A 19,268-nucleotide genomic window follows, 5' to 3' on the forward strand; every position below is an offset into this window, starting at 1 on the left:
AGATGGGTTTTATGCTCGTCGGCCCTGTCATTTCGGGAAAGGGGAGATATTTCCTCCATATCCAGCGAGATTTCTCGCCGCTACGCTCCTCGAAATGACAATGCAATCCTATCTTTTCCTAAAAAGATAGGAAATCTATACAAGCTCTTTTCCCTGTGAGAAAAAGATTTGATTCAACAAGGAACCGAGAGGATTAGAGCAGGCGAGACATGCCCCAATCCCTTTTATTTCATATTGTGGGACTCCCCTATCTCAGCAGCACTACTGTGCCGTTACAAACAATCTCGCCTTCTACAATAATAATATAAAGATATAATCCTTCGGGAGCCGGCACACCCTTGCTATCAAGGCCGTTCCATGTTCTGCCAGCATAATCCTCATAAGAAGCCGCCGGGCTTATCTCACTTCGCCACACCTCTATGTTACGCGAGTTGAATATCACAACAGTACCCTCTTCGGACATCATGTTCGGATATGTGAACGCTGCATTATCATTGATACCATCATAATCCGCTGTGATTGGATTTGGGAAAACCGCACAACCGACCTCTGGTTCGATAAGAAACTGCCATTCGAACTGCGCTGAATTAGCATCGCAACGATCGGGTGAGTCATATACTGTGATTCCTACAAAGACAGTATCGCCCGCGATAAAGCTAATATTGTGGTTTTCCGGAATAAAGCCAAGTATGCCATCGTTTTCGCTTGTATAACTCCAGGAGAATTCGTGGTATTCGTATTCGACGCCATCGATGTTCAGTATCAGCGCCGTCGGATCGACACCGGAGAGTATGTCCTCGATTTCGATATCGATGTTCTGTTGAACATCGCGGGTCATACTGTTTTCGACCGGAAGCGTCATTTGCGCGGTGGGCGGTGATAAATCGACCGTAAACATGAAGTCGAGCGTCGAAGTGATGTCATTGCCAAAAATATCCTCGGCGCGAAGCAGGCTAATGTTCACCACTGTGGCATCATTCCACATAGGCAAAGGCCGGAAGATGAGCAGCGGTTCCGCCCATTCGAGTTCTGAATCGTCTGTGGTATAGCTGATCGAATTGACCTCGAGCTCGATTGTCAATTCGACAACGCCATCCGGATCTTCGATACGTATAACTATGCTCTCGGGATCGCAGGCAGTAAAATCGCCATCTTCAGGCGTAACTATTGAAGGTACCGGCGGATTTGGATCTCGGACGAACCACGCAAAATGTGTGGTGTCGATGTTAGGATCGCAGTAGTCCGGCGAATCCGCTGCGACAATCTCGAAGATGATAGAATCGCCCGGTATCCATAAAAGCCCCGCGCCTGCTGCATCGAAAAGGAGTGTCGGATCGGCCCAGGATGGATTAGCACCGGCGGAATAAGGTGTTCCATCAATAATCGCAACTATCGATGTGGGGTCTATTCCGCAGCCAATTTCGAGAATATCGAATTGGAAACTCGCTGGCGAAGATGTCTGATCCACAAGCGGTGGCGAAAAGACGCTCGGCACCGGCGGCATCAGATCGACGAAGAAGCTCCACCTAAACGGAAGGCCGTTAACCGTGTTGCCATCGGTGTCTTCCGCGCGCTCGAGGCTGACATTGACCTGCTGACCGTTAGTCCATAGCTGCCACGGTGTGAATGTCAGAATCGAGTCTTCGACCCAGGTGACGACAGTGCCATCGACGAGATATATGCTGTCCTCAATGACCAACTCGAATGTCGCGGGGTCGAGCGCGAGGCCGCTGTCCGGCTGAACTATTTTAAGCGCGATAATCTGGTCGTCGCATGCCGACCACGCGCCATCGAACGGTTGGATTATCTCCGGAGTGCCTGTCTCGCAGGGATCCATATAAAACGGCGGATCGAAGCCGCCGGCAAAAGTATCGCCGGGGACGAACACTCCGCCGGTTGTACTATCCGGATACCAGACCCACATTGTATCTCCCGCGCAGTCGATTGGATAACAGAAATTATAGGATTCGATGAACCACCAATGCATTTCGCCGCATGGGAACGGCCCAACGGTGTAACATGTGTCGGTGATTTCCTCGACAACGAGGCCGCTGTCGAGATAGACGTCGAAGTAAATCGGCGCGGTGCCGCTCGGCATCTCCCAGCAAAGTTCGACCGTGCCGGGCGTAAGCGTGTCGTCCGGTTCGGGGCTATGCCACGCGAATGGCCCGGGTGCTTCGTGCTCGTAATGGACGACCATGGTATCGTAGGCCGTGCAGCCAACGCCGTCTATTATTTCGAGGACAAGCGTCGTCGTCGATTCCGGCGCGAATTCGAAGCTCGAATCAGTGGAAACGACCGCTCCATCGAGGTCTCGCCAAGTAATCGAAATCGGATTAACTGGCGAACCAAATAAAACCGGCGGACAACCCACTGTGCCGATGCCATCCGGGCAAACCCAAATATCGCCGCCCGCGTTCGCTGTAAAGCTGCTAATCGAAACATAAACGGTATCCATCGCTGTGCAACCTGTGGAATCGGTGACGAGGATGACATATTGCGTAACAGCGCCAATCGGCGGCGTGGCAACGATATCCTCGATATGTCCGTCAATATAAGCCCCGGCTGGCGCCCAGATATAGGTGAAGGGCGGAGTTCCGCCTGTGGTCGTCGCGTTAATCGGGAAGCTAAGACTGCCGGGCGCTTCGCAGATCACAGTGTCGGGCATATCAATTGTAACAACAAGGTCGCAGTCGATGATGAAGATATCCCAACATGTCGTGTCGATATTCGCGTCGCAATAATCCGGCGAGTCGCCCGATATCGCGCAGAATGTTATCGTATCACCACGCGGGAAAATGTATCCGGCGCATTCGAGGTCGATAACAAAATCGCCGGCAAGAGTATCGTATGTGACACACGGATCGCCGATGCAATGAACATCCGAAAATCCGGAGCCACTCACTTCGATACAAACCAACGACGGATCGACGCCGGAAAGAGCGTCAACAACGTTGAATCCTGCGGAGGTCGTGAAACCGGGGGCATAGCCGCCGGTCGGTGGAATCAACCCCGTAGCAACAGGCGCAGTATAATCAATTGTGAAGCTGAAGACAAGCGGCGAGACGATATCGACGCCATAGATATTTTCCGCGTGAAGCAAAGAAACATTCACGGCATCGCCATCCGACCAAAAATCCGTTGAAGGTGAAAATATAAGTATATTAGGTGCGTGGAAGGTCAGGAAGGCATCAGTTGTAGCATACGAGACGCCGTCGATCTCAAGCTCAATCGTAGCTTCGACAATGCCCGAGGTATCGTCTATCTGGATAATTATGCTTTCGGGATTGCAGGCCGAGAAGGTTCCGTCGAGGGGGCGAATAACGCTTGGTATCGGGCCATCACAGGGGTAGGTGCGGAAGGTCCGCCCCGAATCGGTAGCTACTGCCGAGTATTCATTGTCGGGACCTAAGAAAATGTATGTTGAATCGCCTATCGTATCAGCAGTGCAATAGAAGTATTCCGTTGCACAATGGTTATAGGCCACTACTCCCCAACTATGAGTCTCTCCGCAAGGGAAATCCACTGCAAAGGTTGTTTCTGAGATTGCAGTAGCAACAACCGCATCATCGACTATTACATCGTATGTAAATTCCGGAGAACCACCCGGGCTCTGCCACAGGAGATCAATCGAAGTCGGCGATGGCGGAAGTAATGAGCCAGCTGTTGGTGAAATCATAACCGGCTCACTCGTTGGGATAAAATCTACAGTTATAGTAATTGTGTCCCAGTCCTCGGTGGAAATCAAAGCGTCGTCTGTAACATGAAGAATATAACTCGTTGTGGTCGTGGGATATATAGTGGGATTCGGATCGCCACTCGTCCACGAACCGCCAATCTGTGACCATTCCCACATATATGGGGCAATACCACCATAGGCGCTCGGGTGACACCCGAGCTCTATTGAGTCACCCGGACACACTGTTACATCTACACCTGCATGAACATAAACATGAGGTGGCGGCATGATTAATGTCCAGCAAGAATCAAAAGAATTAGCGCTACATGTATCCGGTGCATCGGCCATGTGAAGGCAAATCTCTATAGTGTCGCTTTCTGGGAAATCGAGCCCTAAGGCTCCAGCATCCCAAGTAAGACATGTATCATCTGTTATCCATCCGCTGCCGAAGGTATAAGGAACACCCTCGACATTTAATATTACAGAATCTCCATCTACTCCGGCAACCTCATCCGAAATGCAAAAATCGATCACCGGGCTTGTCGAGGATATCTCTGTTCCAGGGGAAGGCGTAACACCATAAACAACCGGCGGAACGAGATCCATGTAGAAAGTTATGCAAACAGAATCGAGCATGGCATGGGCCATGGAGTCCATAAGTTCGGCTAAGCACACGGTAACTGTCTCATGTTCACTCCACACTACAGAGGGCACAAGGCAAAGCTCACCAGACATCGGTGAGATTGCCGAATAGGTGAGGAGCCCTGAGGCATAATCGTAAACTGTTCCATTGGCAACCACAACAGCGCTTGCGGGATCGATTCCATTGGAAGCCTCGACAAACCAGCAAACACCTTGGTAATCGCATGCACTGATAGTTCCCATATCGGGCAGGATAACCATAGCTGTGGGAGTCGCAAGATTAACTATTAGCATCCAACAAGTGTCAGCCGCATTCGGATCACAATAATCCGGATCATCGCGCGAACCCCTGAGGCAGAAATTTATCGTGTCACCATCGGAAAAGCTAAGCCCTAAATCAAGTAGCGAAGCAGTAAAAGTTATTCCATCCCACGAGAGACCTGCTGTTGGTAGTGTATAACTTAAGCCTTCGATTGTGATATAAATCTCATCATCAACAAGGCCAAGACCGTCATCATGGGGACGAATAGAAACAGTCGGCGAAGCACCAACGAAAGTGCCTGGAAGCGGTGTGATGTTCGTGAAATAAGGAGGCGTTAAGTCGATTGTAAAGTTGCCAGAAACAGCGGTGGGTAAGGATGAACCGGAAATACTTCTTGCTGCGATCAAGCTGAATGAGTGCAAACCCTCTGTCCAACACGGCATTGTGGGCTGGAAGACCAGCGTATCAGCAAAATATGTCAGTCGAGGATCGGTGATTCGATAAACCACACCATCAACTTGAAGCTGGATTGTCGTGTCATCAATAGCAATATCATCGTGGAGATATATAATAACCGGTTGACATGTGCATGCACTAGCCACAACACCATCGAGATTGATATCGAGAGGTTCGACAACCCAAGCCTCGGGTGTCGATAGGCGAATATAAAATTCCCAACAGAACGAAGTGTCATTCGGTGGGCAGTATGTGTAGCCGGGAGCATCGAATAAACTATCGAGACATATTCTAACGGTATCCCCATCGACAAAAGTCAGACCAGTAATACTGAGATGAGAACCATCCCATATGGGTGTCAATCCACTCACCGGAACGCCGTCAACAGTTACAGTAATATAATTAAAGCTCTCGGGACTAACCCCCGCTGGCAGGTCTTCTATATCAAGACCGATAGTCGGCGAGGCGTTATAAAGTGTGGTATCGTTCGGCGGGATGGTATCTGTTATCACCGGTGGTTCAAGATCGACTATAAAAGTGCATGGTTCCACAGTAACTGCACAATAAGCGTAGTTCATTGCCTGTGCCAATTCAGCAACGACGGTTGAACCGTGCGCCCATCCGGGATCGGCGGGAGTGAAGGTCGCAATAGTCGTTCCGGCGGATGCCGTAGTAACGACCAGCTCAACTCCTGGGTAATAAGTAACACCGTTCACAATGGCTATTGTCGATTCCGGAATCACACCGACAACATCGTCTAACATCCACCAAACGATCTCTTGATTATAACAGGAAGTAACAAGACCGCAAGGCTCCGGGATTCTCCTACCAGCAATCGGAGACTCGACAACGGTTATTCGGCAAGTATCGACATCTGAGAAGTCGTTAGAGTCTGTAACAGTAACTATATAATCGGTAGTTACAATCGGGAAAACGCTAGGATTCGCAAGGAAGCTTGAAAAACCGGATGGTTCGCTTTGCCATGAAATTCTATAGGGCGGCGTTCCGCTATCGGCTGTGGGATCTCCTCCGATTGTAACCGTGTCGCCCATACAAATAGTCGTATCCCATCCAGCATTGGCAATAGGAAAAACAGGAAGAACAACCATGACATCATCCTGAGATCCGAGAAGACCGCCTGCATTACCAGAGGTAGTTCCCGAATCATCGACTACGATTATTGAGTTATCAAATAAACCCTCGACACCAAATTCAATATCCACAGAAAAAGTAATAACAATAGAATCCCCTTCAGATGTGCTAAACCAACCCCATTCAAGAATTGAATCACCAGGAGATGGATCGAGAACACTATCGCGAGTCGCAGTTCCGAATAATTCTATAGTTGCTGGCGTTGTGCCGTATGTGAAACCCGGGGGCAGAATGTCCGCAAATTGAATACCATATCCCGGATCACCACCACTCTGAACAAGGACAATGCGCCATGTCGTGTATGTCCCACTCATTGCCGGAGTGTGTGTGCAATATTTAATAACAGAATAATCCGCATTAATTGGATTAAGGTTCTGCCCTGCAACAGCAGCATAGGAAGCCCAATCGTTATCATAACCATACATCTGAATAAGCATGGTCGTATCAGCTTCGAGGATATGCGCACCAGGATCGAGTTCAATCCTCGCGCCGCGTAGCGTGGTGCCGGGAAGATTGAACCATGCAGTCGAATAGGATGGCGGACCGCCATCGAGAACAATCGAAGCCTCGTGTCCCGATACAATTGTAACATTCAAATAATCATTTGTGTATCCTGATGGAGTCATGAAAATATAGCGCTTGGAATACTGCTCCTCAGGAGGAACAACCATAAATGCCGGGTCACCGAGGGGATCATCACCCAAACCGGTGAAAAAATCCGGTTCGCCTTTAGTTAAAACACCACCAACAATAAATTGCCCTACAAGAATAGGCTCATCGGAGGTGATTCTCGTGGGGCTATCGAGCAGCTTACCATCACAATCGGCAGCATAACCTAGAAGAGGTAAATAACTGCCCGCATCGCATGGTTGACCATTCCACTCCCATGTTTCACCGCGATTCAGTGTAACTGGAGTAGTGCCACTTGCATCCACTATCGTGATGTTCGTCCCATCGACAGATGCGACTATTTTTAAAACGTCCTCTTCCCAATCATTTCTGGGCTGAATCGGAAATACATTGAATATTTTCCCCCAAGCAGATAGTGGCGGCATCTGTTCGATAAGATAATCCGCTGCAGGAATTGTGTTGGGAACTTGCGCTATCTGACTTCCAGAAATAATAGCAATGGGTTTATCTGAAGTTATCTCAGAACCAGTTAAATCATAAAGCGTTGTCGAATTGGGTGAATTGGCTAAAACTTGATAACAATCATAGCTATTCAAAGTAATATTCCACGGAACACCTGCAGAATGCCCCCCCTCTGTTGGAACAGGTGTTGTTATCTGCACATTCGTGCCATCGAAGGGAGCTACTATTGTAAACATACTCGGGCCACGATCGATTATCAATGGATTATAAGCAGGTATATTGTCCCGCCAACACATAGTGATATACTCTGTCCCAAGACTGGGTACTGGAAAAACAAGAGCCATATCGTTTGTCGAGCCAGGAGTCCTGTAGGAAAGGAAATAGGCCGATATCGGATTGTCTGAGTGTATATACAAACCCTTGGAAACTATAACTTCAGATTCCGTGATCCAATGGGTGCTGTCTATGGCTACTGTCGTGACAGAATTTGGCGGTATCGTGAATGGAACATTGAAAGTCCCGCTAGCATTGCGAATATAACCCGTCGATGCCCATGTCGATGTAAGAATCAGCTCACCATCAAAAACCGAAGCAGGCGGAATAGGTATTCCAACCGGCTCTCGACAAGCATTGGCAGGATAACAAATATAAAAATCGGTCCCGAGATTAGTGAAACCAAAAATTATTGACGAAAATAAAATCAAAATAAATATCGCATTTTTCATAATATCTCCCAAATACATTTTGAAAAGTGATTCATTTAGAAAAGATAAATCATTATTAGTATATGTCAAGATATAAGAAGATAGACAACCATAGTTATATATATATGCTCTTCTATAACTTACCGAAACCTAAAATAAACCCTATCTAAATGCTAAATAATGCAAAAATAGCTCAAAACTAAATTCCTCACTTTCGAGGCTATTTATCTTGAAAAAGGCGGGGCGATAGCTCAAAATTCGCCGCCTTTGCAAATTTCGTGACAGCAAGGTGGTTTGGTGGGGATTTTTGCGAAAATAAATCGAATCATTAACTGCGGTTTTCAATAATAGCAAAAATCGCGACAGCGCAAAAGGAAGAAGAATTTTTAAATTATACTCCGAAACAACATTGGTTATAACCCATGTCGTTTCTACAACTTAAAGCCTTTTCATTTTATCTTATGCTTTTCCTATTTTATTAGCATTCCCATAATTATATCCTCGTCAACACCAGTCGCTGCACGAAAAAGATAGAGGCCGCTAGGTAACTGAGAGCCATCATCAGCTAAACCATCCCAGGTTATTCTGTTCAACCCAGCAGACATCTCTCGATCGAAAGAATTAACCCTCCTGCCAGATATATCGAAAACCTCGAGCCTAACTCCCTTTTCCGAGGGCAATGTTAAAAGAATCGTAGCTGTAGTATTAAATGGGTTAGGATAACAACCAATCAATGTCATCTCTTCTGGAAGAATATTTTTAAACTTCAATTTATGTAATCCTACACCAATAGATACGGGATTATCATTAACTCGTTTATCATCGATGAACATCTCCCCCATCACCGGAACATTAATCCTAATTATCGCCTCCTCACGAAGTAATATAGTCCATTCGCCATCGGAAGCCGAAGTAGAAAGCTGAATATCTCCTTTTATCAGCGTTGCTATCCGCTCTGAGGAATATGGAGTGAGAGGTGGAATTGCGATATCGCCTGAACACAAATCCGAATTTGACATGGGCGAATAAGCTATTGAAAGTGTGGCCATTTCTCCATCTGCTATAATTTCGATAGTTCCAGTCCACTCGATTGGAATTTTGGGCTGGAATTTCCGAGAACCATCGAAAGGAACCTCCAAAATTCCATCCGAACTGGAAAGCAGCCAATACGCGCATCCAGGGCGAAGCGAGTCGGTGGAATAATATTCTGAACCATCCCAAGCAAATATATCCCCAATGATTCCTCCCGAAGGAAATATTTCAATTTCGCTAATAGAAACCGCTTCAAACGGCGCGCCAATAAGATTCCATCCATTAAATACAATCCGAGAATAGGAATCGAGTCTTCCGCCAACAGTCATTATCGCGTAGGATGAATCCGCCCATATCCAATAACCTTGACCCTCCTGAATCAATTCGGCATTGCGATAGCTTGCCATTTCATTGGAATAGCGATAAACACTTAGCATAGTGTTAAAAACTTCTTGGGCGGGAACCACGGTCGGAAGAACAGGACTGCTAACCATATTCCATCCATTGTGAACTGTAAGTGAACAATAGGTGAATTCTGGGAAGAACCATTCGATAAGAAGTGTATCATTTAAACCGTAAGTTGCCGTTGAATCTCGTTTCATATCGACAATCCCTTCAAGGCGGAATTCACCCTCCGGCAAATCTGCTGGATTCCAATGAATTGTGCCGTTTGGCTCATCGAAAGTCGCAAGATTCCATGCTCTCGGTGGAAAAGGACAACGAATATCACGCAAAAGCCCTGCTATATGAGGATAAGCGGCGTCATCGAAGACAAAACGGCCATCTACCATCCAATCTGGAGCGGGAACATCGATAATGTCAATACCATAGTCATAAGAATCTCCAGCACCCCATGTTGCCCCAAAGGTAACAACTCTATCAAAATGATTGGGTAGATGTGTTCTATTAAGATATAAATCGCAAGTGAAAACCTCGGGCGTAAGCGTAACATAGAAGAAACCATCTGAGGTCTCGACTAATGGGAAGCCCAGATTGAACTCGAAACCGGTTATATCTATTGAAGTATATTGACCTCCTAATGCGTCGCAGTTAACAATTGCACGCAAGAAAAGAAAATCGCCACCGGAGCCACTGGAAAGCGGGGCACCAATTATTGTCGCACTGACTAAACCAGTTTCTTCATCAATATCGATAGTATCCACTAACCAACCATCCGTGAGTGTTCCTGAAGTCACAAGTCCAAGCGGAATAAGAACATTAGGATCGACGGTGAATGTCATCTCAGCCGAACCGATAACAGACATTTCGAGACCGTCGATAGAAAGGGGAATCAATACTGTATCACATGGCGCACCAAACATGATAGGGAACCCAACCTCGCGACTTGCTGCAGCGGCAAAAAACTCCCAGCATGTTGGTTCCATCTGGTTTGGTGAACAATAACAATAATCCGGCGAATCAAATAACTCGGAGATACATACCCGAATGACCCCGCTTCGCTCAATTATTACAGTATCAATGCTTACAATAGCGGTATCTTCGTGTAGAGTCCAGATGGGCCCTGAAGTATCGAGCGTGTCTGAATCCATTGTTACATCGATTCGTGCAGGAATTGACAACGGCGATATTCCTGAAAATTCATCTATTAGATTTGCACTGATCGAAACTTCCCCTACGAAAAGAGTATCGTCTTCGCTCGGGTAATGATAGATAAGCTCCGGAGGCTGAAGATCAACATAAAATGTGCACGGAGATTCCACTCCAATGCATCCCCAATTATTGACCAATTCCACGAACTCGAAAACAACAGTATCACGATGTGCAAATGTTGTTTCTGGAAAAAAGAACATGGTATCACCGGCTATAGAAACATCGAAAGCCACTTCGATTCCGTCCACTTTAATTCCAAGATTATAATCAGTTATATAACCATATTCTGGGTTAGTGTGAAGCACTTTTATCCATTGGTTAGCACATGAGGTTATGCCTCCACAAGGGGAAGGCATTAGTATATCAATGCGCGGTTCACAGAAACTGTTGTATGTCGAATCGTCCCAACCTATGAAATCAACACTATTCTCCACAACAACATTGAAAATAACATCTGTAAGTTCGCAAAACTTGGACGTTAGATATTCAAATTCGTAACAACAAGGTATATTTCCCAAGGCAAGCCCGAGACTCTCTACCATTGCGCTGTATTCAGCATCATATAGGTCACTCCAGATACCACCGGTTGACTCAGCAAGAACACGGTATCCGGCATAATAAGCTCGATCCGGACTATCGCCAGAAAGAGGATACCACTCCATATCGGAATCGGGTGGGCATACCGCAAAAAAAGTTACGGAATCACTCGAGCAGTAATCCATGATTTGATACAGAGAAGAATCGGAATAGTCGTAATATGGCAAACATGGTGGCGAAACAATCTGCACTTCCTCATCTGTGAACATGACGACAGCTTTATGACAACCAGGACGCCAATCGAGTGTATCGATTATCCAGTGAAGAGCACCGTATTGGTCCTCATGACCACTTCCTCTCAATGCCCATGGGAGTGAATAATAGAACAGCGTTGCCTGAAATAGCATGTAAAAATCTGTAGGATTATCAGCCCACATGTCCGTTCCAACAGTGCAAGGCGGCGCGGCGGAAAAATCCGTCAACACCATATGTCTAAGACCATTTATCTCCGCAGGACATCCATTAAAGATGGCAATACAAATACGATAATCAATGCCGGCGAGACCGGCAGTGAATATCGATAGCGCCGAAGAAAAAGTCGAAACATCGTCGTCCATCGAGCCAGAAAAATCCATTAGGAGAACAATATCGATGTATGGTGCCGGGCATTCATTAAGTTGCCTAATACTTGGTGGAACAACAGGTGTTCCATTTTCAGAAAAAGAGAAATCCTCCAATTCAAGTTCGGGTGTATATCGTCCGAGGGAATCGAAAACGCAAACCATCGTGTAAATTGTTTCGCAATCGTCTGATTTGATTATTTCCTCGATTTGGACATCACCTGACTGAGCGAAAATTGAAATGGCGGCTATTAAAGCCGCCAAGATTGGATTTTTTATTTTCATTTCATACCCCCGAAAATCGGAGTTAAAGTCACTTATCGAGCAAGCACAACTGAACCGTTACAGATAACCTTGCCATCTTGTTTAATAACATATAGATACAACCCCTCCGGCAAAAGTTTGCCCTTGGTGTCTTTACCGTCCCAGCTTCGAGCATCGAAATTCCTGGCGTCATCGATGGGGTCGATAGTTTTCGAAAAAACAGGTCTATTTCGAATATCAAATATGGTCAATTCGCCCGATTGAGTGAACATATGCGGGAAATCAAAGACCGTTACCTCGTTGATATTATCGCTGTTAGGTGTAAATGGATTGGGAATAACCAAACAGGCAATCAGCGGCTCTATAATGAAGCTATCCGTCAAGGTGTAACAATTTGCATCGCAGTAATCTGGTGAATCACAAGCCTTAAGGCTTACTTCAATTGTGTCACTGGTGTTAAACTCGATGCCTGCAAATGCTGGATCGAAAATGACAGTCCACATTCCGTCGCCCTCGTTATTCAAAATTGCGGGAGGGAATTGGATTTCATCGCCGTTAATCCAAAGACGCACCGAATCAGTATTGAGTCCGCTAAGAGGTTCATCAAGTGAAGCGGTTATTCTAGGAGCAACATCGCGAATCATTTGACTAAGCCCCATCTGAGGCGTAAGGAACTCGATCTCCGGTGCATCGAAATCAAGCCAGAAATTAAAGCAGAAAGGAGCATTAGCAATATTCTGTCCTATCCTACTCTCAGCTCTATTAAGGCATACATTCGCCATATTGCCACTTTGCCACCAACCGGGTTCAGGTGTCCAATGAAGATCGTTACTGTCACTGTCCCACCAGAGATATTCTTCATCTATACTATAAGTTATGCTATCGATCTCCAATTCAAAGGAAATGGAATCCATCGAAACCTCAGAGACTATGTGAATAATTATCTCTTGATCCAAACAAGCGCTATATGTATCACGTTCAGGATGTTTCAAATAAGCTACAGGCTCATGCGCTAAAATGAAGAATTTCCAGCAAGTGGTAGGATTGACATTCGGACCGCAGAAACTTGTATCATCCGGAGTATCTTCCATTCCCCACATACATATCTCGATAGTATCTGCTGGCAATACACCATCATATATATCAAAATATACCGTATCCGGATCCACGCCATCACAGTGTATATCGACATTATAATCGTTAATCGGAACTCCGTTTACTTCAACAGACATATTTTCAGCTAGAACTGTAGTCGAATCGATACTCATAAAATCGTCCGCTAAAACAGCATATACTTCATCGAGAACATCATAAGAAGCATAATCCATATGATCCGGGTGAACATCGATGGTATCGGGATACATATCATCGACGATTATTGTGCACACCGATGGAGTAGTCATACAGAAAAGTTCGTTATAGATAGTTTCGAGCTTAAACACCACAGTATCTCCATGCGGATAAAGTGGATTGGGATTATAAAACAGCCCTCCATGATATTCGTCGCCGTCCCAGTAAAGCCTTGGATCGTCGAGTGTAATAGTCTCGAGTGGCGTAGAGTTCGATTGGACTGTTAGCATTATTAATGTATCTAACAAAGGATAGCTAGTTCCATATATCGAATCAGCAGAGATATTAAATATCAGCTCCTGCCCTGTGTTAATCACAGAACCAAGACTGTCCATGGGGCCGCAAGAAATAACATTACCGCATTCATTGGGTCTAATTCTAACTACCGCCGGTGGATAATGACAACGAGGTGTCCATGATTGTATTGGGATATGGCGATTAGACACAATAAGCGAATTTAAACATGTAGCATGTAGCCAGAAAGAGATATCGCATGAATCGCAACTCGGATCGACTTCAAATCGCCAAATGAGAACAGTGTCAGTTTCAGGCATAAGATCGCCGATATACGTTGTGCATTGCCCCTCAATATAATCTAGGCAATTAGACCCGATCGAATCGAATTCCAAGATGCAATGAGTATAATAAGCGATTTCCTCACAGGTGGGGTTCCAGATTTTAGCGGAGAATATAAATTCACCTATGCTATCACATTTGGCACATTGAATTGGATTGGCCAAAAGCTCCGGGCCGGGAATAGCCTCCAGGCCACAAGGAATAACTCTTTGTGCACGCCATATATTATCGACTTCCCAATGTAGTTGAGCGGAAGTGTCCGACAGCATGTGCATATCATCGTCAATATTAGTATAGTAATAACTACCCGTATTCCACATTCTTCTAACTGGATTCCAATCATCGTCGTCACCGTATATGTAAATACCACGATTAGTGGACGAATAGCCGCCCCTATATGTGCTAACCGCGAATTCTGCGTGACAGTCGTTATCCAAGTCTGCTATAGGTACAAATCTATTAGGATCAGGACGATAATCTCCATCAAAATCGTCGAAGGTTGCCCAGAAATAGCCGGTTCGTCCATCGAAAACAATAAATTCGCCAGCCATGTTATAGCTACAAAGGTCCCATACGCCGTCACAACTGAGGTCGGCAGCGGACATAGAAATTATTTCCCCTGAAGTAAATGGATCGGTTTGCCAGAATATTGTTCCATCGACACGAACAACAGTAATAATACATTGCGAGCTCGAGGGTGAATGATTAACCGCGAAAGCTATTTCAGGTTCTGGAGTTGCTAGATCAAAATCGGCAATAACCGGACATTCATAATGACTGTAAACTGTGCTAACAGCATCGATAGAAATGACTTCACTTTCGAGAACACCATAACCATCGTAAATAAATATATGTGCATTGTAGCTTCCATCAACCCATTCGCAAATCACTTCAGGGTCATTATCCAAATCGATATCTGCAACAGCAATTGGTCCGCCAGGCACACGCCATAACTCTGTCCCTGTATTATCCCAACAAACAACCTCTACGTCCCCTGAACTGCCGGCTGTAATCGAAGCCAGAAGCTCATAGTTACCATCAAGGTTTATATCTTCGCAATCCATCGAAGCGTAAGACCTCTTTGAACCTGTATCAATTATAAGCTCGAGCGCACCAGTTAAGCCATCGAGAACAACGATTTCATAATTTGTTCCAGAACGGTTTTGTTGAGCGATAACTTCGACCTGACCATCACCATCGAAATCCGCGAGAAGGACCTCGTGACCGGCATTGCTGTAAAAAGCACCTCCACCATTATAAATCCAATTGACACTTCCAGTGTTACCATTTACACTCATTACACCCATTTCACCTGGCGAATCAAAATAAACGCAACAATAAATCTCCCCTATTCCATCGCGGTCGAGATCCGCGATCGCAGGTGTGAAAACACCTCTTCCAAATCGATCAGACCAAAGTGTATCGACAGTATCATCATGGAACTTGTCAACAACAGCAATCCAACCATCCCCGGAAGATGATGAAATCGTCTCTGAACGAGAAGTTATAACAATCTCGGGATGACCATCACTGTTAAGATCTCCAATCACCGGAGAATTAGGTATTTCATTTGATCGTGTTCGTAGGTTCACCTCGACTCTAGGAATAGCATAAACGGAAGTTATTGCTAATAAAAGAATTACAGTAAACTGCCAGTTTTTTCTCATAATATACTCCAATTATGTTTATTATGTTCTTTTCATGAGTTACTTATCGAAGAAGAAGGACTGTCCCATTACAAACAACCCTAGCTTCGTTTATCAATAAATATAAATACAATCCTTGTTTTAGCATTTTCCCCTGAGCATCTCTACCATCCCAGGCAAAAGAACCATTGAGTTCATAATGATAAACCTCGATATTTTCAAGGTTATAAATGGTTAATTGTGCTGTTCTCGTATAACTATGCGGATAATCGAACAGCACTATATCGTTAACGTTATCCCCGTTAGGGGTAAATGGATTAGGCTCAGCAATACAACTCGTTTTAGGTTCCACAACGAATCTCCAAACTGTTGTAGTGCAGTTGGGAGAACATAGATCGGGATCGTCACAGATATATACATGCATATCGACGGTATCCCCCGGTGTAAAAGAGAAGCCTATCTCGCTGGGTCTTATTTCGAATATTCCACCGTTTTCGCTTGAAAGCCAAATGCCATCCTCGAAATCGATAACTCGACCATCGCATATAATCTGCAGAGTGCTTAAATCTAATCCTGCTGGATAATCTTCGAGAGAAAATTGAGTTATCTGATACTCATCAGAAGTAATCGTTCCTACAACTGGAACTAAGGGTTGAACAATGGGCGATTCCAAATCAACCATAAAAGAGAAATCTGTAGTATCAATGTTTCTTGTCCCATGAATATTATAGAACTCGACTAAAGAACCTTCGACTGTTTGATTATGCCACCAATTGACAGACGGTGTAAAATAAAGCGTGTCGTTGGTAATTTCGAGTTCGGTATCGATACCTGTGGTATATTCCCGTTCATTCAATATCATCACGGCCCCAGAATCTTCGATGCCAATACTATCAAAAAGGGCGATAACAATCTGTTGGTCATCGCAAGAAGTAATATCGTTTATATTTGGAACTACAAGCTCTGCTGTCGGAGGTGAATAAACAACACTGATCTCGAAACAAGTAGTGTCGATATTTGGCTCGCAATAATCGGGAGAATCAGCAGCAATAATGCATACTTCAGGGCAATCAATCCATGTATTCCCAGTTCCAGTTAGTAGAGGTGAAAAAATTATTTCACTTCCATCCCATCCAACCGCTGCATGGCCAATATTAAAGGAATTTCCACAAAAAACAACCTGTATCGAAGCCGAATCTACACCGGTAAGAGTATCCTCGAGTCCGATAACAATAGGTAAATCATTCGAGCCGTAGAACACTCCACCCGAGGGATCTGTGAGACTAGCCACTGGAGGAGTTAAATCTATAAGAAAATCGAAAACAAGTGGCGAATCCAAATTGCATCCAAGGATATTATAACATGTATCGAGACGAGCGTTATGCCAGCCTTCCAACCAAGTCTGGCCAACCGGGAATTGCGCGATTACAGCGCCCATCGAAGCATCGACAGATAGATTACCCTCATTGACCGTGAAGTGATTCGTGTTATCAACCCAGATAACTACACGAGAAGAATCTACTATGGATTCTCCACCGACATTGATGACAATCTCCTGCCTTTCGCAACTCGAACTGGAGCTATCGGCTGGCGTAACAAGAGTGGCATTAGGGGTGTGAGTTCCAGAAACATCGACACATAATGTATGAAGAAAAGGCCCTATGGGATACTGCACAGTCGAAAGCCTGAATTCGTCGAGGAAAAAGCCCTCTCTATTATCAAAACTTGTGCTTCCGAAAACAAAACGAATTCTAACAGTATCGTCGGTGTTTAAAACCCCCATGCCGATCAAATTCTGAGAAACAACCTCGATCCATCGTCCAGAGGAGTCGCAATAAGCCATCCGGTTAGCGATTGGATTATCAACCCACTCATCGATGTATGCATCGTATCGTGGAAGGAGAAGCCCAACGCCATACTCATCTAATTGAGTCCAACTACCATGGTTTATCTCGATTTCTACAAGGAATCCATCCTCACCATCTCGCGACCAACCAGATGGGTCAATTTGCGGGACAGAAAGCCAATACCAGAAAGCGATATAAGCCTCAACCCAACTGGATAGATAAAAATATTCGCTTGTCAAAACAGAATAGACATGACTCGGGTATTCGTCCGAACCGTCGGAAGGTATTCCCACTACACCAAAACCAGTCACAGCGGACTCCGGACCGAAAGGCAAACGGACATCACAATAGTCAAAATTTTCATCGCCGATAAACAGCGGTTCATCTCCTTCAAAATTATCGTGATAACCAATTAATGAATCTGCGCTCGTAACAACAACATGCCAGCAATAAGATGTATCTTCGAGGGGGGGATCGAGAACTTCAATTTCCCAATAAACTGTATCCTTTTCTCCGGGAGCCATCGTTCCCAGCGGAACACTGGGCATTCCAAAACTTAAATCAAGTTCGGTGGGTAAATCAATAGTTAGAAATACTTCTTCGGCAGCCTCTCCTCCAATATTCTCGATAATAAATTCATGCGGAAAAGGATTAGGGTCCAAATGGCAATCGACTACGCCTAGAGGATTTGGATATTCCGGTCTTCTGATAAGTTGAGCTTCTTCCAAACCACAGCTATCATATAGATCATAGATAAACCAACCGCGAAAGCCGTTGTATAAAGGATCTTCAGTAGAAAAGAGGAATTGTAATATTATATTATGTCCGGAGTATTCCGGATCAAGGAAATATGTCCATTTTATCCAGACCCCGGGTTCTAAATATCCGCCCGACGAATAACCTTCCCAATGATCCCATCCGGGAAGACGAGAGAAAGGCGGATTCAACCAATTTAAAGTGTCCCATGAAACACCAGTATCTGTGGAAATTAAAATATACATCATATCGAAAGCATCGATATCGATACATTCGACTTCCCACCAGGTCCAGAAACTAAATGAAATATGTGCTAGTTCGTCGGTTTCTAACAAGGGACTTATAAGCCTTCCGCCATGTTCATCCTCTGAATTACCTCCGGTAAATTCAGGACCTCCAAAAGGTGAATGGTCGAATGGCTCACCGATAAATGATCCATTCTCTGGATTTCCATACCAAAAACAAGAATTACCTGAATGTGAAAAAGGCAAATAAGCAGGGCGTGGATCTCCAAGATCGATCATTGTGCCATAGATATCCGAATGAACGAATATAAGTTCGGGATTTGTCATCCTTTGCCATTGGCACAAAGGTCCGAACGCGGAAGTCGTCCATCCACCATCGCCAGCCTCGAAATCCTCAAAATAAGGAACAGAAACTGTAGCTGGCCTTAAACGCGGAGTAGTGTCAGACACAATCTCATATACTTTCGCCGCTTCGATCCTCTCAGACCTAGAAATCGAGATAGAAAATGCGCTGTTAGCGCAGATTATCATTATCAGCGCTAATAAAAAACCGTTCTTCAATTTTCTCCTAAAATAACGCGCTCTCCGCATTATTTCAATTTAACACCTTAACTTAAATTCCTATCTTGCTAATACAACCGTTCCGTTACAGATTATCTCTCCATTTTGCACAATGATGTAAATATACAATCCCTCCATCATAATTATCCCTCCAGAGTCCCTTCCATCCCAGCTTCTTGGAATTATATCCGTGAGGTCTCCGTCAACTATATCTATCCATCTCCTGAAAACCTCGA

Annotated in this window: 4 protein-coding genes; all 4 read right to left on the reverse strand. The window is 45.0% G+C overall.

Features of this window, described 5'->3' with window-relative positions; translation table 11 throughout:
• Positions 1–247: 247 nt before the first annotated feature.
• The 4 genes from KAH81_05585 to KAH81_05600 all read right to left on the reverse strand — a co-directional run bounded on the left by KAH81_05585 (position 248) and on the right by KAH81_05600 (position 19,032).
• Positions 248–8,008 (reverse strand): hypothetical protein, encoded by a 7,761-nt coding sequence (locus KAH81_05585; protein ID MCK5833126.1) that lies wholly within the window; start codon positions 8,006–8,008, stop codon positions 248–250.
• Between the two features lie 449 nt (positions 8,009–8,457).
• Positions 8,458–12,072 (reverse strand): T9SS type A sorting domain-containing protein, encoded by a 3,615-nt coding sequence (locus tag KAH81_05590; protein MCK5833127.1) that lies wholly within the window; start codon positions 12,070–12,072, stop codon positions 8,458–8,460.
• A 32-nt stretch (positions 12,073–12,104) separates the two neighbouring features.
• Positions 12,105–15,644, reverse strand: a complete 3,540-nt coding sequence (locus KAH81_05595) for a gliding motility-associated C-terminal domain-containing protein (protein ID MCK5833128.1) — start codon at positions 15,642–15,644, stop codon at positions 12,105–12,107.
• 43 nt (positions 15,645–15,687) lie between these two features.
• Positions 15,688–19,032: a gliding motility-associated C-terminal domain-containing protein gene (locus tag KAH81_05600; GenBank protein MCK5833129.1), complete on the reverse strand. Its 3,345-nt coding sequence runs from the start codon at positions 19,030–19,032 to the stop codon at positions 15,688–15,690.
• Positions 19,033–19,268: the final 236 nt, after the last annotated feature.

Source organism: bacterium (assembly GCA_023145965.1).
Taxonomy (GTDB): Bacteria; UBP14; UBA6098; order UBA6098; family UBA6098; genus UBA6098.

Excerpts from the sequence above, each read along its gene's own strand:
- KAH81_05585 (MCK5833126.1), bottom strand. The coding sequence starts at position 8,008 with ATGAAAAATGCGATATTTATTTTGATTTTATTTTCGTCAATAATTTTT.
- KAH81_05590 (MCK5833127.1), bottom strand. The coding sequence starts at position 12,072 with ATGAAAATAAAAAATCCAATCTTGGCGGCTTTAATAGCCGCCATTTCA.
- KAH81_05595 (MCK5833128.1), bottom strand. The coding sequence starts at position 15,644 with ATGAGAAAAAACTGGCAGTTTACTGTAATTCTTTTATTAGCAATAACT.